Here is a 23,076-nt window from a genome sequence, read left to right as displayed (position 1 = left end):
GCCCGCTCGACGGAGTTCCATGACCACGACCGACACCGATGCGATGGATGAGGGGGAGGCGATCGAGCACGTCGCGCTGTCGGATCCCGAGTTCAAGGACCAGTTGGCGCAGGTTATCCCGCACCTTCGCGCGTTCGGCCGCTCGCTGTCGGGCAGCCGCGATCTTGCCGACGATCTGGTCCAGGAAACCCTGATGAAGGCGTGGGCCGCGCGCCAGCGGTTTCAGGCCGGCACCAATATGCGCGCGTGGACCTTCATCATCTTGCGCAATCTTTATCTCAGCCAGATGCGCCGCGCGCGGTTCAAGGGCGAATGGGACGACCTGGTCGCCGACCGCGTGCTCGCGGCACCCGCGAGTCAGGACAAGCATGTCGAGCTCGGCGATATGCAGCGCGCGTTGCTGCACCTGCCCCAACCGCAGCGCGAGGCACTGATTTTGGTGGGCGCGGGCGGCTTCGCTTACGAGGAAGCGGCCGAGATCTGCAACGTCGCGGTCGGAACGATCAAGAGCCGGGTGGCGCGCGGGCGCGTCGCGCTCGAATCGATCCTGAGCGGCAACGACCTCGCCTCACGCCGCCACGCGCCCGACAATCAGGGACGTACCGCGCTCGACACGATCATGGATGAGGTCGACGAGCTTAGCGGCGAGCATAACCCGCGCCCGGACGATCCCGACGACGAGGATTAGCCGTTGTCGAGCCGGCCCAATAAAGCGCGCCATTCGGACGGCAGCGCCGGAACGCCGGCGAAAATCTGGCGTAGCGCACTTCCCACGCCGTCGCTTTCGCGCGGCATGCGAACCGTCTGGCGTAAGCTATCGGGGGTAGCGGCACTCTGGGAAGGCGGCGGGCTCATTCGGGAAAAACGTGCGATGCGACAATTTGTTGCCGATTTGTTGCTGCGCTGCACATTAATTTGAATCAGTCCGTAACGATCTCGGCAATTCTCGCGCTTCGCCGCTTGGGCTAGGGCAAGGCTGTGATCACGCCGCCCGACTTTGCCGACGCTCTCGCACGCGCCGCCGCGCATGCGCCGTTCCTGCGTGTTGCGCTGGAGCAACAGCCTGATCTAGCGGCGGAATTGGCCGTCGGTATCGTGCCCGATCCGCTGCCGTTCGATCCCGACCTGCCGATCGGCGTCGCATTGCGCCGCGCCCGGCGGCGCGAGGCGTTGATCGTCGCGATCGCCGACCTCGCCGGCGCGCTCGATCTTGCCGGCGTGACGCAGCGGCTGACCGCGTTCGCCGATCGTGCGCTCGACGCGGCGATCCGCGCCGCGATCCACGAACGCACGCCCGACGCCGAGCCGATCGGCTTCGCCGCCATCGCGCTCGGCAAGCAGGGGAGTTGCGAGCTCAATTATTCGTCCGACATCGACCCGATCCTGTTGTTCGATCCCGCGACGTTGCCGCACCGTCCGCGCGAAGAACCGCAAGAAGCCGCGATCCGTATCGGACGCCGCGTAGTCGAATTGCTTCAGGCGCGTGACGGTGAGGGGTATGTGCTACGCGTCGATCTGCGGCTGCGTCCTTCGCCCGAGGCCACACCGATCGCGCTGCCGGTCGACGGCGCGATTTCCTATTACGAATCGGCGGCTTTGCCGTGGGAGCGCGCCGCGTTCATTCGGGCGCGTGCCGTTGCCGGGGATCTTGCGTTGGGTCGGCGCTTCCTCGACGCGATCCGCCCGTTCGTGTGGCGCCGCGGGGTCGATTTCGGCGCTGTCGGCGATATCCGCGAGATCACCCGACGCATCCGCGATCACCATTCGCAAGGTCAGGCGTTCGGCCCCGGCTACGATCTCAAGCGCGGGCGCGGCGGAATCCGCGAAATCGAATTCTTCGCGCAGATCCATCAGCTGATCCACGGCGGGCGCGACGCGGGATTGCGGGCGCCGGCAACGATCGACGCGCTGGACGGGCTGGCGGCGGCGGGGCGGATCGGCGCGGACGAGGCGGCAACGCTGAAGGCCGCGTACGTCGCGTTCCGCACCACCGAGCATCGGCTGCAAATGGTAGACGACCGCCAGACCCACGCGCTGCCGCGCGGGCAGGATGCACTCGACAATGTGGGGCAGCTTGCGGCGTTCGGCAGCGGCGCATCGCTGATCGCGATGCTCAAGCCGCATGTTTTGGCGGTGGGCGCGATCTACGATTCGCTCGACCCGCCCGATACCGCCGCCTTATCGAGCGACGGCGAAACGTTACCGGCGCAACTCGAAAGCATCGGCTTCGCGGACGCCGCGACCGCCGCGCAACTGGTAGAGCGTTGGCGCGGCGGGTCGTATCCGGCGCTGCGCAGCGCGGCCGCGCGGCAGGCGCTCGAAGCGGTCCTCCCCGGGTTGATGACGGCGTTGGGCCAAGCGCCCGATCCGCGGGCGGCGCTGATCCAGATCGACGCGATGCTCTCGCGGCTACCCAGCGCGATCAATTTCTTCCGTTTGCTCGAAGCGCGCCCGCAACTCGCGCAGTTGATGGCGACGATCCTCAGTCACGCGCCGCTGCTGGCCGAAGCATTGGGACGGCGCCCGGCTCTGCTCGACGGGCTGATCGACGCGACCGCACTCGCGCCGGTGGGCGACCTGCAGGCGTTGATCAAAGAAATGTCAGGCGCCGAGGAGGGCGACGACTACCAGGGTGCGCTCGAACATGTTCGCCGCGTCGTCGGTGAAAAGCGCTTCGCACTGGGGGCGCAACTCGTCGCCGGGACCAGCGATCCGCTCGACGTGGCGCACGGTTACGCCCGCGTCGCGGTCTCCGCCGTCGACGTGCTCGCCGCCGCCACCGTCGCCGATTTCGCCAAGACGCACGGGCATGTGCCCGACAGCGAATTGCTGATCCTCGCGCTGGGGCGGCTCGGTGGCGGGGCGATGACGCATGCTTCCGACCTCGACCTGATCTATCTGTTCACCGGCGATTTCGCGGGTGAATCGGATGGCCCGAAGCCGCTCGGCGCGGTGCATTACTACAACCGCCTCGCACAGCGGCTCAGCGCCGCTTTGTCGGTGCCGACCGCCGCCGGCCCGCTCTACGACATCGACACGCGGTTGCGGCCGTCGGGCGCGCAAGGGCCGTTAGTCGTCTCGCTCGACGGGTTCGCGCGGTATCAGCGCGAGGATGCGTGGACGTGGGAGCATATGGCGCTGACTCGCGCACGGGCGATCTTCGGGTCGGACTCAGCGCGCGCGGCGGTGACGGCGGTGATCGATGAGGTCCTGGCGACGCCGCGCGACGCGGCCAAGATCGTCACCGACGCAGCCGGGATGCGCGCCGAAATGGCGCGGCATAAGCCACCCGGGGGGCCGCTCGACGCCAAGTTGCTGCCCGGCGCGCTGGTCGACCTCGAATTCGCCGTCCACGTCGCGCAACTGACGCACCGCACGGGGTTCGATCCCGATCTCGATCCCGCGATCGCCACGTTGGCGGAACACGCTATCGTGCCGGCGGCGATCGGCGAGGCGTATCGGCTGCTCACGCGGATGCTGGTGCTGCTGCGCCTCGTCGCGCCCGACAGCGAGCCGCCGTCAATCGCGACGCAGGCACTGATTGTGCGCGTGCTCGGTGCCGAGAGCTGGAGTGCGCTGGTTGCGCGGTTCGACGCGACGCGGCAGGAGGTTTCGCGTTTCTGGGCGAGCGTCAGCGGAGGACGGGATGAGCGTTGAAGAGGGGGCGGACCTGCCCGATCTCGAACTGACCGGCGCCGATGGCCCGATCCGGCTTCGAAGCTTCGTTGGCAAGCCTTTCGTGCTCTATTTCTATCCCAAGGACGACACCGGCGGTTGCACCAAGGAAGCGCAGGAGTTCAGCGCGGCGCTGCCTGACTTCGCGAAGGCTGGGGTGGCGGTGCTCGGCGTGTCGAAGGATACAGCCGCCAAGCACGCCAAGTTCACCGCCAAATACGATTTGACAGTGCCGCTGGCGAGTGATGAGCAAGAGGTGATCGAGGCGTTCGGTGCCTGGGTGCCCAAGGTTCTCTATGGCCGCGACTATATGGGGATCGACCGCTCGACCTGGCTGTTCGACGCATCGGGCAAGCTGGTCAGGACGTGGCGCAAGGTAAAGGTACCGGGTCATGTCGAACAGGTTCTGGCGGCGGTAAAGGAACTGAGCTGACTCGCTGAAATCAGGCCGAATCGCTCACCGCGCGTATCGGCGGCGGCGCATAATTAACACGCAGTTCAACGACTCGCCGCGCGGACGTGCCGGTCTGCCCCCGATTCGCCGCGAGGCTATTGCATGAAAACGACAGCCGGGCAGTGAAGGTTCCCATAGACCGGATGCGGAGGGGCTGGATCCGGTAGTTCGAGCAATCAAGGTCGTCGCGAAACGCGGTGACCGTCGCCAGGGTCGCCGGGGACACATGATAAATTTTACGGGTTTTCGGGGCGCGCTGACGCGCTTTGGCCAATATTTCAAGACACGCGATTTCATCTTTCACGATGGCCGTGACCTCCGCCGCTTCTCGCTCGCCGGCCGTACCCAGGCCGCTCTCGCCGCTGCCGGTGCCGTCACGCTCGTTTTCTCTGCTTATGGCGTCGCGCAAGCCGGGGTCAGCGCGATCGCGCTGACCGGCCTGACCGAAAAGCCGCTGTCGCCCGAAGCCAAGGTCGCCAAGATGGAGGCGCAGGTCGCCGACATGCAGGCCAAGATCCAGCAGATCAAATATGTCGCCGACGTCCGCGCGCAGCGGGTCGAAGCGCGCCAGGCGATGCTTGCGGCCGCGCTGAACGGCTCGGGCGACGTCAAGCCGGTCGCTTATGAGCCGATCGATGCCAAGGCTGCCGCAGTTGCCGCCGACGTGGTTGAGCCCCTCGCGCGCGTCGAGCGCGGGCAGGTGACGCTGGCGATCAAGGCGCGGATCGCGACCGAGAAGCGCTACATTGCGGCGGTCGGCCGCGCGCGCTCGTTCGGGATCGACCCGACCCGCTTTCAGCCGAAAATGCCCGCGATGGGCGGTCCCTACATCGCAGCCGATAGTTCGGAAGCCGCCGCCGACATCGCCGCCGACGCCCAGTTCCGCGCGCTGTTCCAGACCTGGAAGAAGCTCGATACGCTCGAAGACGGGCTGATCTCGATCCCCTCGGTTCAGCCTGTCGCGGACATGAAATTCACCAGCAATTTCGGCATTCGCAGCGATCCGTTCCGCGGCACCGCGGCGTTCCACCCGGGGGTCGATATTCCCTGTGCGACCGGCACCGCGGTCTATGCCACCGCCGACGGCGTGGTCGATAAGGCGGAGCGTTCGGGCGGGTACGGCAACATGGTCGAGATCGATCATGGCCGCGGCATCCAGACTCGCTTCGGCCATTTGTCGAAAATCCTGGTCGTCGCGGGGCAGCGCGTGAAGCGCGGCCAGCTGATCGCGCTGTCGGGCTCGACCGGCCGTTCGACCGGGCCGCACCTCCATTACGAAGTCCGTATCGATGGGCGCGCGGTCAACCCGATGCCGTTCCTGACCACCGCGGATTATTCGACCGCGCTGCGCAGCCCGACGCTGAACGCGGTGCCGATGACGACCGCGCCGGCGGCCGATTCGACCGACTGAACGAAGAATAATAAGGAGAGGATGGGCCGCGCCGGGCAACCGGCGCGGCCTTTTCGTTGGTTGCCGAGGCGCCGGGCAGCGCCTATCTCCGCTCCATGGCAACGCTTGCGCCCGATATCACGCTGACACAGGCTGCCGCTGCGCGTGTCGCGGCGATCGCGGCGAAGCAAAGCAAGCCCGCCATCCTGCGGCTGTCGGTCGAAGGCGGCGGTTGCTCCGGGTTCCAGTATAAGTTCGGCTTGGCCGACGCGCCCGAGCAGGGCGATACGATCGCCGAGGTCGATGGCGTGAAATTGCTGGTCGATGACATGAGCCTCGACCTGGTGCGCGGTTGCGCGGTCGATTTCGTCGATAATCTCGGCGGCGCGCATTTCAAGGTCGAGAACCCCAACGCCGCTTCGGGCTGCGGTTGCGGCACCAGCTTCTCGGTCTGACGACATGCTCCCAAGGGGTCCGTTCGTGCTGAGCTTGTCGAACCACGTGCGTGCAACACGCCCTTCGACAAGCTCAGGGCGAACGGTTGGATGGGGTTCCTGAACTGATGAAAATCGTCACCTACAACGTCAACGGCATCAAGGCGCGGATCGACCGGCTGGTCGAGTATTTGACCGAGCAACAGCCCGACATCGTTTGCCTTCAGGAGCTCAAGTCGCAGGACGACGGCTTCCCGATCGATGCGATCCGCGCCGCCGGGTACGGTGCGGTGTGGCACGGGCAGAAGAGCTGGAACGGCGTCGCGGTGCTTGCCAAGGGCAAGGATCCGGTCGAGCGCCAGCGCGGATTGGTGGGCGATCCGGAGGACGAACATAGCCGCTACCTGGAATGCGAGGTCGACGGGTTGGTCGTCGCGTCGCTCTATCTGCCCAACGGCAATCCGCAGCCAGGGCCGAAATTCGACTACAAGCTCAAATGGATGGAGCGCCTCGCCGACCGCGCGCGCGATCTGCTGGCGGAGGAGCTGCCGGTGGTGCTGGCGGGCGATTACAACGTGATCGCCAATGACGACGACACCTTCTCGGTCCGCGCGATGCAGGACGACGCGCTGATGCAGCCCGAAAGCCGCGCGGCGTATCGCACCTTGCTAGCGCAGGGGTGGACCGACGCGCTGCGCACGCGCTTCCCGGGGGGCAGGGTTTGGACCTTCTGGGATTATCAGGCCGGTGCGTTGCAGCGCGATGCAGGGTTCCGCATCGACCATTTGTTGCTCTCGCCGATCGCCGCCGACCGGCTGCGCGACGCCGGGGTCGACAAGGAGTATCGCGGCCGTGAAAAGGCCAGCGATCACGCGCCGACCTGGGTGCAGTTGCGGTGACCGTTACGTGAGCGGAACCGATCGATCGCATGCGGGTTCGGGTGCGATGCGATATCGACTTCTAGCTGCCGCCCTCTTCGTCATCCCGGCAGCGCACGCCCAAGACAAGGAGCGCGATTATTGCCCCGCGCGCCCCGGCCTCGGCACGCCCGCCTGCACGATCGATGCGCGCCACGTGTCGGTCGAAACCGCACTCGCCGACTGGACGCTCGACAAACAAGGCGGCGACCGCACCGACACCGTGCTGATCGGCGACACGCTGGTGCGGATCGGGCTCAGCGACACTATCGAGGCGCAGATTGGCTGGACGCCGATCGGCTATGTCCGCGATCGATCGGGCGGCCTGGTCAGCCGCGCGACGCGCGTCGGCGACGTGACGCTGGGCCTCAAGGCCAATCTCGCCAATCCCGACGGCAGCGGGTTCGCGGTCGCGGTGCAGCCGTTCGTGACCTTGCCGGTTGGACGGACGCCGGTCGGCGCGGACGATTGGGGCGTTGGCGTTGTGGTACCGTTGACGTACGACTTGTCGAAAAAGGTCAATGTTCAGTTCGTCCCCGAAATCGACGCCGCGGTCGATCAGGATGGGCGTGGCCGGCACTTCGCGGCGAGCGGCGTGGTCGGGCTGGCCTATGCCGCGACCGACAAGCTGACGGTCGAACTGGAGGGACAGGCGATCCGCGACGACGATCCGTCGGGCAAGACGACTCAGGCGCTGGGATCGCTGTCGCTGGCGTATATGGCGCGCGACAATATGCAGTTCGATGTCGGTGGCGTCGCCGGCCTCAATCACGATGCGCCCGACGTCGAGCTGTACGCCGGCATCTCGCGACGGTTCTGACGCGCTACAACGCCTTTCCGTAGATCATATAGACCTTGTTGACCTTGCTCTCGATCGCATCCGCAATCGCGTTCATGCCCTGATTGTCGTCGAGCACCCAGCCGATCTCGCCGCGCTTCGCGCCGTAGCGCGTGATCGCGGCGCGGCGGATATATTCGATCATCATGAAGGCGAGCTGCCCGGCGAGGCGCGACGCTTGCAATTCCTTGACCACGCCCATCAACGGCACGCGCATCGTCTTCACCTGCGGGCGGCGCAGCCATAGCAACAGTTTGGCCCAGCCGAACGGCAGCAGGCTGCCGTTGAGCGGCTTGATCGCTTCGTTGAGGTCGGGAAGGGTGATCATGAACGCCACCGGCTTGCCGTCGAACTCGGCGATGCGGATCAGGTCGTTGAACACGATCGGCTTCAGCTTGACGCCGACGTCGGCGATCTCGGGCGGGGTGAGGGGGACAAACCCCCAATTGTCGGCCCAGGCGTCGTTGAGGATCGCGAGGATGATCGCGGCCTCTTCCTCGAACTTCGACTTGTCGACCTCGCGGATGCGGATGCGCGGATTGCGCTCACCCGACTGGATAATGCGCTGGACGATCGGTGGGAATTCCTTCGTCACGTCGAGGTCGTAGGTCTGGAGTTGCTTGACCGGGCGATAGCCCGCGCCCTCGATCCAGCCCTGATATTCGGGCTTGGCGTGACCCATCATGATCGTTGGCGGATGGTCGAAGCCCTCGATCAACAGCCCCGGCTCTTCCCAGATCGATTGCGAGATCGGCCCGAGTGCGCGCGTCATGCCTTGCTCGCGCAACCAATGCTCGGCGGCGGCGAGGAGGGCGGTGAAGACATCTTCGCGCTCGGCGTCCATCAGGCCCCATTGCCCGACGCCGGGTCCGAACCCCTTGTCGGCGGGCATGGTCAGCGCCAGCGTGTCGATATGCGCCGAAATCCGCCCGACGACGCGGCCATCTTGTTCGGCGAGGAACAGCTGCACCTTGGCGTGGCTGTACCAGCCGTTCTTTTCGGGGGTGATCAGGCCGAGCGCCTCGCCCTTGAGTGGCGGCACCCAATTGGGATCGTCCCTGTAGAGGCGGAAGGGCAGATCGACGAACTTCTTGCGATCGGCCTTACTGTCGATCGGGCGGATGGTGACGGGGGAGGGCATCGCTGTTTCTCGGCGCTGTTGTGACAACGCGCCTAGGCAATGCCGCGGCTGCGGACAATCCTTCTGTCCGTCATCCTGAACTTGTTTCAGGATCCATGCGACCCGCCTGTGACAAACGAACGACTTGAGGGCGTGTGCGGCGCATGGATGCTAAACCAAGTTCAGCATGACGACCTAGGGGCTATAAGCGCGTATTGTCCTAACACCGGCGGTCCTGATGCAACCCGTTGGTTTGCCACCGTCTCGCCACTATATTCGGCCAATGGCCCTACCCATGGATACAGTCGCGACCCTTGACCGTCGGGATTCCGGTGCAGCCGCCGCTTTGGCCGCGCGCGCCGCCGCGCGGGCGCGGATCGACGACGACAAGATGATGCTGAAGGCCGCCGCCGACCTTACGCGCGACCTCAACGCCGCGCGGCCGGCGATCTACTGGTCGGACATGCTGGCATCGGCCGCGATCGGTTATGCCGCGTTGATCGCGGCGATCGTCGCGCCGTCGCTCGGCTGGAGCATCGCCGCCGGGGTGGTCGCGGCGCTGGCGCTGTACCGCGCCGAAAGCTTCATCCACGAACTCACGCACATCAAGCACAGCGCGGTGCCGAGGTTCCGGCTCGGCTGGAACCTGCTCGTCGGGATCCCGCTGCTGACGCCCAGCTTCATGTATGAAGGCGTGCACAACCTTCACCACGCGCGCACGCGCTACGGCACGTCGGAGGATCCCGAATATCTGCCGCTCGCGCTGATGAAATGGTGGACGCTGCCGGCGTTCATCCTGATCTCGGCCTTGGCACCGGTCGCGCTCCTGTTCCGCTACGCCGTGCTGACCCCGCTATCGGCGGTCATCCCGGCGCTGCGCCGTACCGTGGTGGCGCGGTTTTCGGGGCTGCAGATCAACCCGTCGTTCCGCCGCCGGCCGCCCGAAGGTGAGGCGCGCGCCCTCTGGCATCGGCTCGAGGCCGGGGCGAGTGTCTATGCGATCGCGTCGATCGCGCTGACCGCGACCGGCGTCATCCCGCTCAAGGCGTTCCTGATCTTCCTTGCCGTCACCTCGGGCCTGGCCGTCACCAATCAGGTGCGCACGCTCGTCGCGCATCTGTGGGAGAATGAGGGCGAGGCGATGACCGTCACCGCGCAATATCTCGATTCGGTCAACGTGCCGCCGCCGGCATTGCTGCCGATGCTATGGGCGCCGGTGGGGTTGCGCTATCACGCGCTGCACCATTTGCTGCCCGGGCTGCCGTATCACGCGCTCGGCACCGCGCACCGCCGCATCACCGCCGCGCTCGACGTGGAGTCGGTGTATCACAAGGGCAGCTACAGCGGGCTGCCGTTCTTGGCCGCCCGGTTGGCGAAAAGCACCATCAGACGGCGCTGATCATTCCTCGGTGCGGATCAGTACCGCCTCGCCGATCATCAGGAACAGCAGGAACGGTGCCCAAGCCGCAAGGTACGGCGGGTAGGCGCCCAGATTGCCCATCGCCAGCGCGAAATTGTCGATCACGAAATAGGTGAAGCCCAGCGCCATGCCGATCACCGCGCGAATGAACAATTTGCCCGACCGCGCGATCCCGAACGCCGCGACCGCGCCGAGCAACGGCATCAGCACTGCAGCCAACGGGCCGGACAATTTGTGCCACATCTCGCCCTCATACGCTTTGGTCGGGCGCCCCGCCGCGCGCAACGCGTCGACCGTGTCGCGCAGTTCGAGGAACGATTGGCCTTCGGCATCGATACTCGCCAGCGTGAATTGACTGGGGCGGACGCCGTCGGCGACCGTTACCGCGCCGATGTTGCTCAACTGCCCGCTGGCGACGTCGAACTTGCGCGCCGGCCAGATGCGCCAGCTTTTGCCTTGCTGGCGCCCGTGATCCGCGGTGACCGTCGAAATCAGCCGCCCGCCGGCATCGCGGTCGTAAAAGGTGATCCCGGTCAGGACCGCGCCGTCGCCCTGTAACTTGACGTATCTGACGTGGATCAGGTCTTCGCCCGCCTTGGTCCACACATTGGTGCGGTCGCCATGGTCGATCGGGACTTGGGCATATTCGACCTTCTTCCAGGCATCGAGCGTTGCCGTCGCGCGGCTGACGATGCGGTCGTTGAACGCGAAGCTGAGCACCGCGATGCCCAGCGCCGCGACGATCATCGGCGCCAGGATCTGGTGCGCCGACAGCCCCGACGCCTTGAGCGCGATGACCTCGCTATTCTGGTTGAGCGTCGAATAAGTGATGATCGCGCCGAGCAGTACCGAATAGGGCAGGAACCGCGCGATGATCTGCGGCGTGCGTAGGCTGATATAGCGCCACACATCGGCCTGAGTGTTTCCGGGATGCGCGAGGATATAGCCCGACTCGCTCAGCGCATCGAGGAACTGAAGCACCAGGACCAACGCCGCGAGGACTGCGAATGCGCGCACGATAAAGGTCTTCGCCATGTACAGCGACACCGTGCGTGACGGAAAGAATTGCATCGAGATCATGCAGGCGCCCCCGCCGCCGGCAGCGCGGCGTCGTCATCGTCGTCCGCCTGACCGCCGACCCGCCGCCCCGGCAGCCAGCGGCGGACCGCCTTCGAGATTTGGGCAAACACGCGTTCGAGCGCGCCGATCGGCTGGCCGCCGGGGACATAGGCGATCGTGTAATACATCCACAGCACCAACGCCGCGAAGATCCCGAACGGCACCCACAAGGCCAGGAACGGGTCGATCTTGCCGAGCCCGCCGACCGACTGGCCGTATTCGTTGACCTTGAAATAGGTAACGATGATCACGATTCCGAGGAAAACCCCGAGCGCCGAGGTCGATCTTTTGGGTGGCACGCCGAGCGCCATGGCGAGCATCGGCAACAGGAACATCGCCGCGACTTCGGTCAGCCGGAAGTGGAACGCTGCGCGGCTGGTGTCGCGCAATTCCTCGTCGGTTGTTGTGGCGCGGCCCAACGCCGCAAGTTCGGGCAGCGTGCGTTCGAGGTTGCGCCCGCCGCGCCCGCGGAACGGATCGGTCTTGGGCAGCGGGATCGGGATGTTCCACAAATCGAACCGCAGCACACGCGGGGTCGGAACGCCGACCTCGGTGCGTACGAGCGTTCCCTTGGTCAGCTGAAAGATGATCTCGTCGGGGTTGGCGGTGCCGAAAAATCTGCCCTTTTCGGCGGTCGCCGCGAGCGTGTTGCCCTTCTTGTCGGTCTGCTGGAGGAAGATACCCGACAGTTCGCGCCCCTCTTCCTTGCTTTGCTCGATGCGGACGGTCGGGCCGGGAATGCCGTTCTGGGTCGGAAAGGTCGTGAACTCGCCGACCTTGATCGACGCGCCCAGTGCCCCGGTGCGCAGTTCATAGCGCAGCCGCTCGTACGCGAAGCGCGCCTTGGGCTGGACGTAGCCGACGATGCCCAGATTGATGACCGCCAGCACGACGGTGAAAATGTACGGCACCAGCAGCAATCGGTTGCTGCTCACCCCAACCGCGCGCAGCACGTCGAGTTCCGACGACGTCGCGAGCCGGCGGAAGGCGAGCAGGCAGCCGAGCAGCAGGCCGATCGGGATGCCCAGTCCGAAATATTCGGGCAGCAAATTGGCGAGCATTTCCCACACCACGCTGACCGGTCCGCCCTCGGTCGCGACGAAATCGAACAGCCGCAGCATACGATCGAGCACCAGCAGCATCGCCGCGATGACCAAGGTCGAAAACAGCGGCACCGCGATCAATCGGGCCATGTAGCGGTCGATGGACTTCATGGGGATCGGGGACGTCGGTCCTTCGGCCGGGCGCAGCGTGGCGTGCGTGTCGAACGGCTATAGGCAGGCAATGGCCCCGCGTCAGCCTGAAAAACTGTCTTATTCCGCGGCGATCTGGTCTGTGGCTACGGGACGCTCGAAGGCCATCGCGTCGGCGATGGCATGTTCGAGCCCGGTGATCGTGAAAGGCTTGCGCAGTACCGGCCGCCCGCAGAAATCCGCCGCCGACCCATCGCCGGCATAGCCCGTCACGAACAGGATCGCGAGGTCGGGACGGTGGGTCAGCAGTTCGGCGACCATTTCCGGGCCGGTCTGCCCAGGCATCAGCACGTCGGACACGATCAGGTCGAACGGCCCAAGGTCGTCGACCATCCGCTGCGCGTCGAGCGGATCGGGGCAGGGGACGACGCGATGGCCGAGTTCCTCCAGCGCGCCCACCGTCGCGGTCAGCACGCGTGGATCGTCCTCGACGACCAGGATGCCGAGCCCGGTGATCGTCGGCACGTCACGCGCAAGCGCCGCCGGCACGGGCGTGGTGGCCGTATCGGCTACGCCGGTGTGGCGCGGCAGATAGAGCGTGACCACCGTGCCCTCGCCGGGCGTCGAGTCGATCGTGATCTCGCCGCCCGACTGGCGCGCGAACGCGAAGATCTGGCTGAGGCCGAGCCCGGTGCCCTTGCCGACCGGCTTGGTCGTGAAGAACGGCTCGAACACCCGCTCGAGCGTGTCGGGCGCCATGCCGCACCCGGTGTCGCGGACCGCGACGGCGACATGATCGCCGCCCAGGCAATGCCCGATCTGCCCGGCGCCAAGCGTGACGGCGCCGGTCCGGATACTCAACCGGCCGCGACCGTCCATCGCGTCGCGCGCGTTGACCGCCAGATTGAGCAACATGTTTTCGAGCTCGTGCCGGTCGGCCCAGATTGCCCAGCCGGCGCCGTCGTCGCCGCGCTCGACGGTGATCTGGTCCCCCAGCGTGCGGTCGAGCAAGTCGGTCATGCCGGCGATCACATCAATCGGGCGGATCGCCTCCGGGTTGAGCGCCTCTTCGCGCGAGAAGGCGAGCAGCCGCCGAGTCAGCGCGGCGGCGCGATTGGCACCGTCGGTGGCGTTGTCGAGGTGACGGGCTGCGCTTGTCGGGTCGGTGTCGAGCGCCCGCCGCGCAAGCTCGAGCCCGCCCAGAACCACCGCCAGCATATTGTTGAAATCGTGTGCAATCCCACCGGTGAGCTGACCGACCGCCTCCATCTTCTGGACCTGACGGAGCTTGGCTTCCTGCTGGCTGAGCGCCGCAGTGGCTTCGCTGACCGCTTCCTCGAGCAGCGCCGATCGCTCGCGCTCGCTATCGGCATCGGCGCGCGCGGCGGCGCGCTCCTGCATCGCCCCGATCGTCAGCGCCCCCAGCACCACCGCGCCGAGCACGATCAGCACGCCAAAGATGGTCAGGATGCGCGCGATTTCGCTCGACCGCGCGACCGATGCCATCGCCGCCGTGGTGCGCTTGTCGAGCAAGTCGTGCTCGGCGGCGGTTATCTTTTCCAATTCGCCGTCGATTTCACGCAACGACGATGACTTCCCGGCTTCGTAATACCGCGAATAGGCTTGGCTGTTCTTGTCGTACGCGGTGCTGAGCGCAGTCACCGACAATTCGGCACCGCGGCGCTGAAACGCCGCGCGGAGCCGGTCGATCGACCGCTGTTGATACGGGTTATCGGCGGTAACCGTATCGAGCCGGTCGATCTGCGCCCGCGCCTGATCCCATTGATCCGCATAATCGCGCCCGATTTTTTCGTCGCCGCTGATCACGTACCGGCCCAGTGCCGCCTCGGCGCGCGCGATCGTTCCGGACAGCGTGCGGGTCAGGATCATCACGTCGTAACTGTGGCTCTGCAACTGCAGTGCGTGGTCGCGCTGCGTGTTGGCGTTCGACTGCAGGATGACCAGGGCGATCAGGATACCGGCGCCGAGCACCGCCATCACCGCCAGGGTTACCCCCCGCCAGATATCGCGCGCCCTGTCGACGAGCCGTCGTTCGGCATCGTTCCCGCCCATAAAGCGATTGTAGCGAATCAGGCGAATCGTGTGAACCCCGCGGGTTCCCTCAACTGATCGCGTTTACGATTCGTCCTGCCGCTTGAAATATCTTCAGGACGGCGTCGATTTGCTCGGCGGTGTGCTCGGCGCAGAGCGAGCAGCGTAGGAGGTAGGTTCCCGCAGGGGTCGCCGGGGGGCGCGCCATATTTACGTACAACCCGCCGTCGAGCAGCGCCTGCCACATCGCCACGGCTTGTTCCTGATCGTCGAGGATCACCGCGATGATCGCGCTGTCGGGCTTTTCGGTGCCGAGCTCGAACCCCATCGCCTTGAGCCCGCCGTGGAGCTTGCGGGCATTCTCCCACAGATGCTGGCGCTTGTTGTGCGCGTGCTTGAGCTTGCGGATCGACGTCGCGGCGGTGGCGACGACCGAGGGCGGCAGGCTGGCGGTGAAGATGTACGGGCGGCAGGCGAGGCGGATCGCTTCGAACTTCGGGTGGTTCGACACGCAGAACCCGCCGACCGTGCCGACCGATTTGGAGAAGGTGCCGACGATGAAATCGACATCGCCCTCGCAGCCCTGCTCCTCATACACGCCGCGCCCGTTGGGGCCGAAAAAGCCCATCGAATGCGCTTCGTCGCTCAGCACCATGCAATTGTGCTTCTTGGCGACCGCGACCATTTCCTTGAGCGGCGCGATGTCGCCGAGCATCGAATAGACACCTTCGAGCACGACCAGCTTGCCCGGCTCCTTGGGCAGCCGTCCGAGCCGTTTATCGAGATCCTCGACGTCGTTATGGCGAAAACGGACGATCTCCGCATAGCCTTGCTTGCAGCCGTCGTAGATCGAGGCGTGGCTGTCGGCGTCGAGGATGACATATTCGCCCTTGCCGGCGAGCGTCGAGATCATTCCGAGATTGGCCATATAGCCGGTCGAAAACACAATCGCGCCCGACACGCCGTAGAAATCGCGCAAGGCATCCTCGACCTCCATATGGTCGCGGAACGTGCCGTTGAGCATCCGGCTGCCGTTGGTGCCCGACCCGAACTGGTCGAGCGCATCCTTGCCCGCCTGGATCACGTCGGGGTCGAAGGTCATGCCCATGTAATTGTACGTGCCGAGCAGGATCGTGTCGCGCCCCGCAATCACCGCTTCGGTGGGCGACTTAACCTGCTCCATCACGATCGCGAACGGATCGGTCACACCGGTGTCAATCAGTGCCTGGCGCTCGGCGATCAGCGCGTCGAACTTGGACATCAGGTCGGTTTCGGGCGCGACCGCGGGCGGATCGGCGGGCAGCTTCTGGGCGGTCTGGCCGGCGTCGGTCATCGGTTACGCCTTCAGCTTCTGCACCGCGTCGACCAATTGGCCGACGGTCTCGATCTCGGCCTGCATGTTCATCGTGATGATGATGTCGAACTCGTCCTCGATCGCCGCGACGAAATCCATCACCGTTAGGCTGTCCCATTCAAGATCGTGCTGAAACGTCGTCGCATCGCTTAGCGCAGCCTGCTTCTTGTTGAACGGCTGAATCAGCCCGGTGACGATGTCGAACGTGTTGGCGCGGTCGGTCATGGGCGTCGTCCTAATTGCTCGCTTTGGCAGTGCCAAGCGATTGCGGCATAAAGGTGCCGATCGCGAGGCGATGCTCGACGATCGATCTAAGCGGAGGGGGTGTCCATGACCAGCGACGATCGACCCGGCGAACACCCGCCGCTTGTTCCCAACTATGTCCACGTCGTGCGCACCGCGCAGACGATGCACCTGAGCCTCAGCCAGATGGCCGACCAGAAGGCGTCGATCCTGATGGGCGCGACGTTCGTGATCTTCACGCTCGCCGTCGGCCAGGCGAAGGGCGGCATCCCGCCCTTGCCGCTGGCGATCCTCGGCGGCTTCGCCTTCGTTTCGGCGCTGCTCGCGGTGTCGGTGGTGATGCCGTCGATCGGCACGAAGCGGACGGATCCCGACGCGCCGGTCAACCTGCTGTTCTTCGGGTCGTTCGTGCGACTGTCCGAGGACGATTATGTCGAGGCGCTGCGCGAGCGGGTGCGCGACGACAATGACGCGCTCGAAATCATGGTGCGCGATCTCTATCAGAACGGCCGGATTCTCGCGGACCGGAAGTATCGGCTGCTCGGCTATGCCTACCTCGCCCTGATGACGGGGCTCGCCGCTAGTCTTGGCGCGGTGATCTGGGAAATGGCGCGCTGATCAGCGCAGAAGGCCGTTCGCGCGATACCATGAAGCGGTCGCGGCGAGCGCATCGCGGGTGTCGGTTTGCGGCATCCACACCTCGGGCGGCGGTGCGGCGTGCGAGACCCAGTCCTTGTGGCAGAAATAGCGGACTCGGTCGGGGGTGAGCTTCGCGCCTTTGCCGCGAAATAGTCCGTCGGCCGCCGCGACCGCGTTCAGTACGATGCGGGGCAGGGGGAACGGAAAGACCTTGCTGTTGGTCACCACGCCGATCGCGCGCGCCAGGTCGCGATGGTCCCAGCCGTCGGGGCGGCCATCGTCGGGCTCGACGATCTGGCGAGTCAGCGCGTTGCTGGCGGGTAACGCGATCAAGAGCCGTACCAGCTCCTCGACCGCGATCACCGACAGACGGCCGCCGACAGGGGGCAGCGGAATGACGTGCTTCTTGGCGAGCTTGAATAGCTCGAGCATTTCGTTGTCGCGCGGGCCGAAGATCGCCGGCGGGCGGACGATCGTCCAGTCGAGGTCGCTCGCCATCAGCACCTTGTCGGCCTCGGCCTTCGACCAGCCGTAGTCCGACAGGCCCGGCTCGCGCGCGGCGAGCGACGATACCTGGACGACGCGCCGGATGCCTGCTTGCTGGGCGGCGGCGATCATCGCGCGCGTCCCCTCGATATTGCCCGCCGCGAACCCGGCGCGGTCGGGCGCGTTGATCACCCCCGCGACGTGCAACACCGCATCGGCACCTTTAACCAGCTTGGCGAGGCCGGCGGGATCGTCGAGCGCCCCCGCGATCCACGTCACGCCCGCGCGCTCGGGCTGCGGGCGGCGGGTAAGCGCGCGCAGGTCGAGCCCGGCAGTAAGCGCTTGGTCGATCACATGGCTGCCGACGAACCCGGTCCCGCCGGTCAGCGCGATGACGGTCATGCCAGTACCATATGGTTGCGATGCACCAGCGCCGCGCGAGGGGAATATCCTAATATCGCCGCCGCTTCGTCGCTGCGCTTGCCAGCCAACCGCACGGCATCCGCAGCGTCATATTCGGCGAGGCCGTTGGCAAACACGCCGTCCGGTCCCGCGATCGCGACGCGGTCGCCGCGCGCGAACTGTCCCTCGATCCGCACCGCACCGGCCGGCAGCAAGCTCTTGCCCTGCGCCAGCGCCGCCACCGCGCCCGCATCGACATGGATCGTCCCGCGCACGCTCAGCCGCCCGCCGAGCCATGCCTTATGCGCCGTCGCCGTGCGTTCGGCGGTGAATAGTGTTCCGCGCCCGCTCTCGACATAGCGCGCCAGCGGATGATCGACCCGCCCGTTGGCGATGGCGAGCGCGATCCCCGCGCGCGTCGCGATCCGCGCCGCCTGCACCTTGGAGGACATGCCACCCGACCCCATCCCCGACGACGATCCGCCTGCCATCGCCTCGATCGCGGCATCGATGCGAGCGACGTGCGCGATCAGCGTGGCGCCGTCCTGCGCCGGGTCGCGGTCGTACAAGCCATCGACATCGGACAGCAGCAATACGCCTTGCGCGCCCGCCGCCTGCGCCACGCGCGCGGCGAGCCGGTCGTTGTCGCCAAAGCGGATTTCCTCGGTCGCGACGCTGTCATTCTCGTTGATCACCGGCACCACGCGGAGCGTCAGCAACCGGTTGAGCGTCGCCGCTGCATTGAGATAGCGTCGCCGGTCCTCGAGATCGTCGAGCGTCACGAGCATCTGCGCCGCGGTCAACCCCTCTGCGGCGAGGCATTCGGCCCAGACCTGACTCAGCGCAATCTGCCCGGTCGCGGCTGCAGCCTGCGCGTCTTCGAGCGAGGCCCGCCCGCCCTTCGCCAGCTTCAACCGCCGCGCGCCGAGCGCGATGGCGCCGGACGAGACGATAGCGATTTGTTGCCCGGTGTTGACCGCCGTAGCGAGGTCGGCGGCAAGGCTCGCCAGCCACGCGCGCCGCACGTCGCCCTCCGGCGTGACGAGCAGCGACGACCCGACCTTGACGATCAGGCGCGGACAGGAGGCGGGCGAGAAACAAGACACCGCGGACCGTTAGCGCGAGTGCTGCCATCCACCAATGGGATTGCTTTGCCCGTTCACCATTGGCTCGACGTCGAGAGGCGCCAGAGTATGAGAGCCAGCGACGCGGTCAGCGCGGCCGCGACCCACAACGCATCGAGTGCGAGCAGCTGGTAAGCAAGCGCGCCGAGCACGCCGCCGCTGATCAAGCTGGTCCACAGCAAGGCGTAAAGGAGCCAGCCCCACGGGTCGCCCCCTGTAAGCGCGGTCGCGATCCGTTGCCCGATCTTGACCAACGTGCCGGTCATATAGGTGAGGCCGATCACATCGCCGCCGATGGCAAAGGCGACGTTTTCCGCGCCCATCGCCGCCGCGATCAGGGCGAGCGTGACCAGCGGCGGGGCGATACGATGGACGACCGCCGCCAACGTCAGCGTGACCGCCGCCAACAACACGGTGACCGCCGCGCGCCGGGCCGGGACCGCACGCCGCAGCAAGCTTGCCACCGTCACGCCGAGCACGAACGCGAGGATAAGCGAAGCCGCGATGGCCGCGAGCCTCGGCGCGAAAGCCAGCCCTACTCCCAGCCGGGTCGAGTTGCCGCTCATGAAAGAGACGAAGAAGCCGCCGGAAGCGAGGAAGCCGAGCGCGTCGGCGAACCCGGCGAGGCTCGACAACGCGACGGCGATCAATCGCGTTCGGACGTCCAGCCTGACTATTGTGGTCGGCCGCGGATTAGATCGGCGACCATTCGATCGCGTCCTCGCCTTGGTCGTCGGCGCTGACCTTGGCGTGGTCGCCGATCGCGTCGAGTAGTTTGTCGAGCACCCAGTCCACGCCGGTCCCGGCTGCGCCTGAGATCGGGATGACCTCCGCCCCGCTAGCTTCTTCCAGCTCGCCCGACAGTGCGGCGATCAGTTCGTCGTCGAGCGTGTCGATCTTGTTGAGCGCGACGACGACCTTCTTGTCGGTCAGGCCCGCGCCGTAATTCTCCAACTCGTCGCGGACGATGCGATAGCTTTCGGCGACGTACTTGTCGTTCGCATCGACCAGGTGGAGCAGCACCTGGCAGCGCTCGATATGCCCGAGGAAGCGGTCGCCGATTCCCGCGCCCTCGGCGGCGCCCTTGATCAAGCCGGGGATGTCGGCGACGACGAACTCGCGCTGGTGGTGGCGCACCACGCCCAATTGCGGGCGGGTGGTGGTGAAGGCATATTCGCCGACCTTGGCCTGCGCGTTCGTCACCTGGTTGATGAAGGTCGACTTGCCGGCATTGGGCAGCCCGACAAGCCCCGCGTCGGCGAGCAATTTGAGCCGCAGCCACAGCCACGCTTCCTGCTCGGGCCAGCCGGTGCCGTGCTGGCGCGGGGTGCGGTTGGTCGATGTCTTGTAGCTGGCATTGCCGCGCCCGCCGTCGCCGCCCCGCAGGAACACGACGCGCTCGCCGGGCTTGGTGAAGTCGAGCAGCACGTCTTGCTTGTCCTCGGACAGGACTTGGGTGCCGACCGGTACCTTGATGACCAGATCGTCGCCGCCCGCGCCGGTGCGGTTGCTGCCCGACCCGCCCTTGCCGCGCGGCGCGCGGAAATGCTGGGTATAGCGAAAGTCGATCAGCGTATTCAGCCCGGCGACGCTCTCGAAGATGATGTCGCCACCCTTGCCGCCATTGCCGCCGTCGGGACCGCCATATTCAATGAACTTTTCGCGCCGGAAACTGACGGCGCCGGGGCCGCCCGAGCCGGAACAGGCGTAGATTTTTGCTTGGTCGAGGAAGTGCATGGCGAGCCGCGTAGCGCTTTAGCGCAGCTAAAGCGACTCAGCGGCCGCCCGGCCGGCGGAGCAGCGCTCCGACCGACGGCGTGGCTTTGCCACGCCGGGTCCGCATCATCACTTTTGCTGCCGCCCCGCGCCGCCCGCGATCAACGACTGCAACGCGAGCTCCCGCGCCCGCTCGCGCGGCAGTCCCAGCACGCGCGTCAGCGGCGCACCGAACAGCGCATCGCCGAGCGCCATGATGACGAGCTGGAGCGTTTCGTCCTCGATCGGCAGTTCGTCCTTCGAATGATCCTCGCTCAATTCTTCGACCAGGTCGTGGATCGCCTTGAGAATCGGGTCGAGCGCATCCTCGTTGCCCGACAGGATCATCCAGCTCGCCAGCGCCCCCGCGCCGCCGGTGTCGAACGCGTCGAACGCCAGGTCGACGACTTCGCGCGGGTTCTGATCGCCGGCGCGCTGGCGGATCACGGTTTCCTTGATCGTCGTGGTGATGAACGCCGCCATCCGCCCGATCAGCGCTTGCTGCAGCCCCGCGGCCGAGCCGAAATGGTGGAGCAGGTTGGCGTGCGTCCGCCCGATCCGCGCCGCGACCGCCTTCAGCGTCACCGCTTGGGGGCCGAACTCGACCAGCAGCGCGCGCGCGGCATCGAGCGCCGCGTCGCGCGACTCCTCCGGGGAGAGGCGGCGGCGAACGGGGAGGGGAGTGACGGACATGCTGGAGTCTGTCGGCGGTTTATCGCGCGAAATCAATCCGCCGCCGCCCGCGTGCTATCGGGCGGCGACGGCAAGATTACGCCGCGATGCACATTCGCGGTTCTTCGGGCTCGAAATCGAGCTCGAGCGTCGCGCAATCGACCTCGATCCCGCGCGCCAGGCACAGCCGCTTTTCGGTGCCGGTCTGCCGAAAGCCGAGCTTGCGCAACACGTTGCCCGACGCCGGGTTGTCGAGGAAATGCCCCGACACCAGCCGCCGCAGGCCCATCGCGTAACGTGCGATGCCGAGCATCGCCTGCCCTGCCTCGGTGGCATAGCCACGGCCCCAGGCATTGGGGGTCAGCCAATAGCCGATTTCGTGCCCCGGCCCGTGCTCGTTGGGATGGATCCCGACCGCGCCGACCAGCCGCGGCGTCGTGTCCTCGTGCGCGAGGATCAGACACGTCACGTTGTCATGCGCGCGCGGCATCGCCAGCCACTCGGCGGCATGCGCCTCGGTATAGGGCCACGGCAGGCGCGACAGCTTGAACGCGACGTCCTCATGCGCGATCGCTTTGGTCAGCACCAGGGCGTCCTCGGGCCAGCCGGGGCGCAATGTCAGTCTCTTGGTCCGTGCGAACATCTCACTCTCCGCGATCGTTGCGGCGCTCGCACGTCGATGTGACGGTCGCGCGACGACAAGTGGGGGGAGCATGAAAAAAGGGAGCCGGGGCGACCCGTCTCCCTTTTCGGATTTCGCATCGAAACCCCGGATCGCCCTGGTGGGCAACCCGGTTGGTCACCCGATGTTATTCGGCCGCAATCGCCGGCATGTCGACCGAACAGAACTTTCGGCCAAGCTTGCCGTCGTGGAAGGTCACGCGGCCATCGACGAGCGCGAACAGCGTATGGTCCTTGCCCATGCCCACGTTGCGGCCCGCGTAGAATTTGGTCCCGCGCTGACGCACCAGGATGTTGCCCGCGACGGCGGCTTCGCCACCGAACTTCTTGACGCCGAGGCGACGACCGGCCGAATCACGACCGTTGCGCGACGAACCGCCTGCTTTCTTATGTGCCATCTCGACTTACTCCGCGGTCTTCTTGGCCGCCGGCTTCTTCGCCGGGGTCTTGGCGGCCGGAGCCGCAGTTTCGGTCTTGGGCGCAGCAGCCTTCTTGGGCGCGGCGGCCTTGGTCTCTACCTTCGGCGCGGCTTCGGCCTTGGGCTCTTCGGCCTTCTTCGGCGCTGCAGCCTTCTTTTCGGCGCCGATCGCCACGATCCGCAGGATCGTGTGGTTCTGGCGGTGGCCGTTCTTGCGGCGATAGTTCTGACGGCGGCGCTTCTTGAAGACGATGACCTTGTCGGCCTTCGCTTGCGCGATGATCTCGGCGGCGACGGTCAGGCCGGCGACCGATTTCAGCTCGGAGCCTTCGCCCGCGAGCAGGACGTCGCCGAGCGTGATCGACGCCCCGGCTTCACCGTCGATCTTCTCGACGACGATCTTGTCTCCGGCGGCAACGCGATACTGCTTGCCGCCCGTGCGCACGACTGCGAACATGGCCCTCATCACTTTTCAAATAAACGAACCCCGGCAAGCGTAAGCCTGCCTGGGAAAGACGGGCCAACTAGGCAAAGGGCGCCGCGCTGTCAACCGCCGAGGCGCCCGCGACACCTTCGAAAAGCGTGTTGCCCGTCCGCCACACCAAATATGCGTATTGTGCGGCCGCAGCATAACTTTGTTGTTACATTTACGTGACCGCATACAGTCGCCGTAACGGTTGAGGGAGGAGA

Annotated in this window: 24 protein-coding genes; 9 read left to right on the top strand and 15 right to left on the bottom strand. The window is 66.1% G+C overall.

Going from position 1 to position 23,076, the window contains the following annotated elements; genetic code table 11:
• The first annotated feature begins 19 nt into the window (after positions 1-19).
• On the top strand, positions 20-688 hold the full coding sequence (locus tag JWM94_RS06690) for a sigma-70 family RNA polymerase sigma factor (RefSeq protein WP_299423987.1): 669 nt from the start codon (positions 20-22) through the stop codon (positions 686-688).
• Here JWM94_RS06690 and JWM94_RS06685 read toward each other — a convergent pair.
• Positions 685-1,059, bottom strand: coding sequence for a hypothetical protein (locus JWM94_RS06685; protein WP_299424134.1), 375 nt, complete (start codon positions 1,057-1,059; stop codon positions 685-687). The genes JWM94_RS06690 and JWM94_RS06685 overlap by 4 nt on opposite strands.
• Here JWM94_RS06685 and JWM94_RS06680 point away from each other — a divergent pair.
• The 6 genes from JWM94_RS06680 to JWM94_RS06655 all read left to right on the top strand — a co-directional run bounded on the left by JWM94_RS06680 (position 979) and on the right by JWM94_RS06655 (position 7,690).
• Positions 979-3,657, top strand: coding sequence for a bifunctional [glutamine synthetase] adenylyltransferase/[glutamine synthetase]-adenylyl-L-tyrosine phosphorylase (locus JWM94_RS06680; protein WP_299423982.1), 2,679 nt, complete (start codon positions 979-981; stop codon positions 3,655-3,657). The two genes, JWM94_RS06685 and JWM94_RS06680, sit on opposite strands and share 81 nt — an antisense overlap.
• The gene (locus tag JWM94_RS06675) at positions 3,647-4,108 is read left to right on the top strand and encodes a peroxiredoxin (RefSeq protein ID WP_299423978.1); all 462 of its coding nucleotides are present in this window, start codon (positions 3,647-3,649) and stop codon (positions 4,106-4,108) included. The genes JWM94_RS06680 and JWM94_RS06675 overlap by 11 nt, the downstream gene beginning before the upstream one ends.
• Positions 4,109-4,355: 247 nt before the next feature.
• Positions 4,356-5,540 (top strand): M23 family metallopeptidase, encoded by a 1,185-nt coding sequence (locus tag JWM94_RS06670; RefSeq protein ID WP_299423973.1) that lies wholly within the window; start codon positions 4,356-4,358, stop codon positions 5,538-5,540.
• Positions 5,541-5,635: 95 nt separating this feature from the next.
• Entirely contained in the window at positions 5,636-5,974 is a 339-nt protein-coding gene (gene erpA / locus JWM94_RS06665; protein WP_299423969.1) for an iron-sulfur cluster insertion protein ErpA, read from the top strand.
• 107 nt (positions 5,975-6,081) lie between these two features.
• Positions 6,082-6,852 (top strand): exodeoxyribonuclease III, encoded by a 771-nt coding sequence (gene xth / locus JWM94_RS06660; protein ID WP_299423964.1) that lies wholly within the window; start codon positions 6,082-6,084, stop codon positions 6,850-6,852.
• Positions 6,853-6,898: 46 nt separating this feature from the next.
• Positions 6,899-7,690: a transporter gene (locus JWM94_RS06655; RefSeq protein WP_299423959.1), complete on the top strand. Its 792-nt coding sequence runs from the start codon at positions 6,899-6,901 to the stop codon at positions 7,688-7,690.
• Between the two features lie 4 nt (positions 7,691-7,694).
• Here the strand turns inward: JWM94_RS06655 and JWM94_RS06650 are convergent, their stop codons facing one another.
• Complete coding sequence (locus JWM94_RS06650; protein WP_299423954.1) at positions 7,695-8,849, bottom strand: N-acetyltransferase; 1,155 nt, start codon at positions 8,847-8,849, stop codon at positions 7,695-7,697.
• Between the two features lie 274 nt (positions 8,850-9,123).
• On the opposite strand from JWM94_RS06650, the gene JWM94_RS06645 reads away from it, so the two are divergent.
• Positions 9,124-10,227, top strand: coding sequence for a fatty acid desaturase (locus tag JWM94_RS06645; protein WP_299423949.1), 1,104 nt, complete (start codon positions 9,124-9,126; stop codon positions 10,225-10,227).
• Here the strand turns inward: JWM94_RS06645 and lptG are convergent, their stop codons facing one another.
• From lptG to JWM94_RS06620, 5 genes are all read right to left on the bottom strand, one after another.
• Positions 10,228-11,328: an LPS export ABC transporter permease LptG gene (gene lptG, locus JWM94_RS06640; RefSeq protein ID WP_299423945.1), complete on the bottom strand. Its 1,101-nt coding sequence runs from the start codon at positions 11,326-11,328 to the stop codon at positions 10,228-10,230.
• Positions 11,325-12,581, bottom strand: coding sequence for an LptF/LptG family permease (locus tag JWM94_RS06635; protein ID WP_299423941.1), 1,257 nt, complete (start codon positions 12,579-12,581; stop codon positions 11,325-11,327). The genes lptG and JWM94_RS06635 overlap by 4 nt, the downstream gene beginning before the upstream one ends.
• A 99-nt stretch (positions 12,582-12,680) precedes the next feature.
• On the bottom strand, positions 12,681-14,633 hold the full coding sequence (locus JWM94_RS06630; RefSeq protein ID WP_299423936.1) for an ATP-binding protein: 1,953 nt from the start codon (positions 14,631-14,633) through the stop codon (positions 12,681-12,683).
• Positions 14,634-14,682: 49 nt separating this feature from the next.
• On the bottom strand, positions 14,683-15,945 hold the full coding sequence (locus JWM94_RS06625; protein ID WP_299423932.1) for an aminotransferase class I/II-fold pyridoxal phosphate-dependent enzyme: 1,263 nt from the start codon (positions 15,943-15,945) through the stop codon (positions 14,683-14,685).
• A gap of 3 nt (positions 15,946-15,948) precedes the next feature.
• Positions 15,949-16,191, bottom strand: a complete 243-nt coding sequence (locus JWM94_RS06620) for an acyl carrier protein (RefSeq protein ID WP_299423927.1) — start codon at positions 16,189-16,191, stop codon at positions 15,949-15,951.
• A 105-nt stretch (positions 16,192-16,296) separates the two neighbouring features.
• On the opposite strand from JWM94_RS06620, the gene JWM94_RS06615 reads away from it, so the two are divergent.
• Complete coding sequence (locus JWM94_RS06615) at positions 16,297-16,827, top strand: Pycsar system effector family protein (protein ID WP_299423923.1); 531 nt, start codon at positions 16,297-16,299, stop codon at positions 16,825-16,827.
• On the opposite strand, the gene JWM94_RS06610 is transcribed toward JWM94_RS06615, so the two are convergent.
• The 8 genes from JWM94_RS06610 to rplU form a co-directional block, all read right to left on the bottom strand.
• Entirely contained in the window at positions 16,828-17,736 is a 909-nt protein-coding gene (locus tag JWM94_RS06610; RefSeq protein WP_299423918.1) for an SDR family oxidoreductase, read from the bottom strand.
• Positions 17,733-18,842: a glutamate 5-kinase gene (gene proB / locus JWM94_RS06605; protein ID WP_299423913.1), complete on the bottom strand. Its 1,110-nt coding sequence runs from the start codon at positions 18,840-18,842 to the stop codon at positions 17,733-17,735. Before proB ends, JWM94_RS06610 begins: the two co-directional genes overlap by 4 nt.
• Before the next feature lie 53 nt (positions 18,843-18,895).
• Positions 18,896-19,510, bottom strand: a complete 615-nt coding sequence (locus tag JWM94_RS06600) for a DUF1275 family protein (RefSeq protein WP_299423908.1) — start codon at positions 19,508-19,510, stop codon at positions 18,896-18,898.
• 43 nt (positions 19,511-19,553) lie between these two features.
• A complete protein-coding gene (gene obgE, locus JWM94_RS06595) occupies positions 19,554-20,597 on the bottom strand; it encodes a GTPase ObgE (RefSeq protein ID WP_299423903.1) in 1,044 nt (347 codons plus the stop codon).
• A 108-nt stretch (positions 20,598-20,705) separates the two neighbouring features.
• Positions 20,706-21,308 carry a TetR/AcrR family transcriptional regulator gene (locus JWM94_RS06590; RefSeq protein ID WP_299423899.1) on the bottom strand — a complete coding sequence of 201 codons (603 nt, stop codon included), beginning with the start codon at positions 21,306-21,308 and terminating at the stop codon, positions 20,706-20,708.
• A 76-nt stretch (positions 21,309-21,384) separates the two neighbouring features.
• Positions 21,385-21,930, bottom strand: coding sequence for a GNAT family N-acetyltransferase (locus tag JWM94_RS06585; protein WP_299423895.1), 546 nt, complete (start codon positions 21,928-21,930; stop codon positions 21,385-21,387).
• A gap of 166 nt (positions 21,931-22,096) precedes the next feature.
• Positions 22,097-22,366 carry a 50S ribosomal protein L27 gene (gene rpmA, locus JWM94_RS06580; RefSeq protein ID WP_299423891.1) on the bottom strand — a complete coding sequence of 90 codons (270 nt, stop codon included), beginning with the start codon at positions 22,364-22,366 and terminating at the stop codon, positions 22,097-22,099.
• A gap of 6 nt (positions 22,367-22,372) precedes the next feature.
• Positions 22,373-22,843, bottom strand: coding sequence for a 50S ribosomal protein L21 (gene rplU, locus JWM94_RS06575; RefSeq protein WP_299423888.1), 471 nt, complete (start codon positions 22,841-22,843; stop codon positions 22,373-22,375).
• Positions 22,844-23,076 lie beyond the last annotated feature (233 nt).

Source organism: Sphingomonas bacterium (genome assembly GCF_028289855.1).
In the GTDB taxonomy this organism is placed as follows: Bacteria; Pseudomonadota; Alphaproteobacteria; order Sphingomonadales; family Sphingomonadaceae; genus Sphingomonas.
This window is presented reverse-complemented; position numbering and strand designations above follow the sequence as displayed.

Bases quoted from the DNA above. Each gene is read 5' to 3' on its own strand.
- JWM94_RS06690 (WP_299423987.1), top strand. From the start codon at position 20: ATGACCACGACCGACACCGATGCGATGGATGAGGGGGAGGCGATCGAG.
- JWM94_RS06675 (WP_299423978.1), top strand. From the start codon at position 3,647: ATGAGCGTTGAAGAGGGGGCGGACCTGCCCGATCTCGAACTGACCGGC.
- JWM94_RS06670 (WP_299423973.1), top strand. From the start codon at position 4,356: ATGATAAATTTTACGGGTTTTCGGGGCGCGCTGACGCGCTTTGGCCAA.
- erpA (WP_299423969.1), top strand. From the start codon at position 5,636: ATGGCAACGCTTGCGCCCGATATCACGCTGACACAGGCTGCCGCTGCG.
- xth (WP_299423964.1), top strand. From the start codon at position 6,082: ATGAAAATCGTCACCTACAACGTCAACGGCATCAAGGCGCGGATCGAC.
- JWM94_RS06655 (WP_299423959.1), top strand. From the start codon at position 6,899: ATGCGATATCGACTTCTAGCTGCCGCCCTCTTCGTCATCCCGGCAGCG.
- JWM94_RS06650 (WP_299423954.1), bottom strand. From the start codon at position 8,849: ATGCCCTCCCCCGTCACCATCCGCCCGATCGACAGTAAGGCCGATCGC.
- JWM94_RS06645 (WP_299423949.1), top strand. From the start codon at position 9,124: ATGGATACAGTCGCGACCCTTGACCGTCGGGATTCCGGTGCAGCCGCC.
- lptG (WP_299423945.1), bottom strand. From the start codon at position 11,328: ATGATCTCGATGCAATTCTTTCCGTCACGCACGGTGTCGCTGTACATG.
- JWM94_RS06635 (WP_299423941.1), bottom strand. From the start codon at position 12,581: ATGAAGTCCATCGACCGCTACATGGCCCGATTGATCGCGGTGCCGCTG.
- JWM94_RS06630 (WP_299423936.1), bottom strand. From the start codon at position 14,633: ATGGGCGGGAACGATGCCGAACGACGGCTCGTCGACAGGGCGCGCGAT.
- JWM94_RS06625 (WP_299423932.1), bottom strand. From the start codon at position 15,945: ATGACCGACGCCGGCCAGACCGCCCAGAAGCTGCCCGCCGATCCGCCC.
- JWM94_RS06620 (WP_299423927.1), bottom strand. From the start codon at position 16,191: ATGACCGACCGCGCCAACACGTTCGACATCGTCACCGGGCTGATTCAG.
- JWM94_RS06615 (WP_299423923.1), top strand. From the start codon at position 16,297: ATGACCAGCGACGATCGACCCGGCGAACACCCGCCGCTTGTTCCCAAC.
- JWM94_RS06610 (WP_299423918.1), bottom strand. From the start codon at position 17,736: ATGACCGTCATCGCGCTGACCGGCGGGACCGGGTTCGTCGGCAGCCAT.
- obgE (WP_299423903.1), bottom strand. From the start codon at position 20,597: ATGCACTTCCTCGACCAAGCAAAAATCTACGCCTGTTCCGGCTCGGGC.
- JWM94_RS06590 (WP_299423899.1), bottom strand. From the start codon at position 21,308: ATGTCCGTCACTCCCCTCCCCGTTCGCCGCCGCCTCTCCCCGGAGGAG.
- JWM94_RS06585 (WP_299423895.1), bottom strand. From the start codon at position 21,930: ATGTTCGCACGGACCAAGAGACTGACATTGCGCCCCGGCTGGCCCGAG.
- rpmA (WP_299423891.1), bottom strand. From the start codon at position 22,366: ATGGCACATAAGAAAGCAGGCGGTTCGTCGCGCAACGGTCGTGATTCG.
- rplU (WP_299423888.1), bottom strand. From the start codon at position 22,843: ATGTTCGCAGTCGTGCGCACGGGCGGCAAGCAGTATCGCGTTGCCGCC.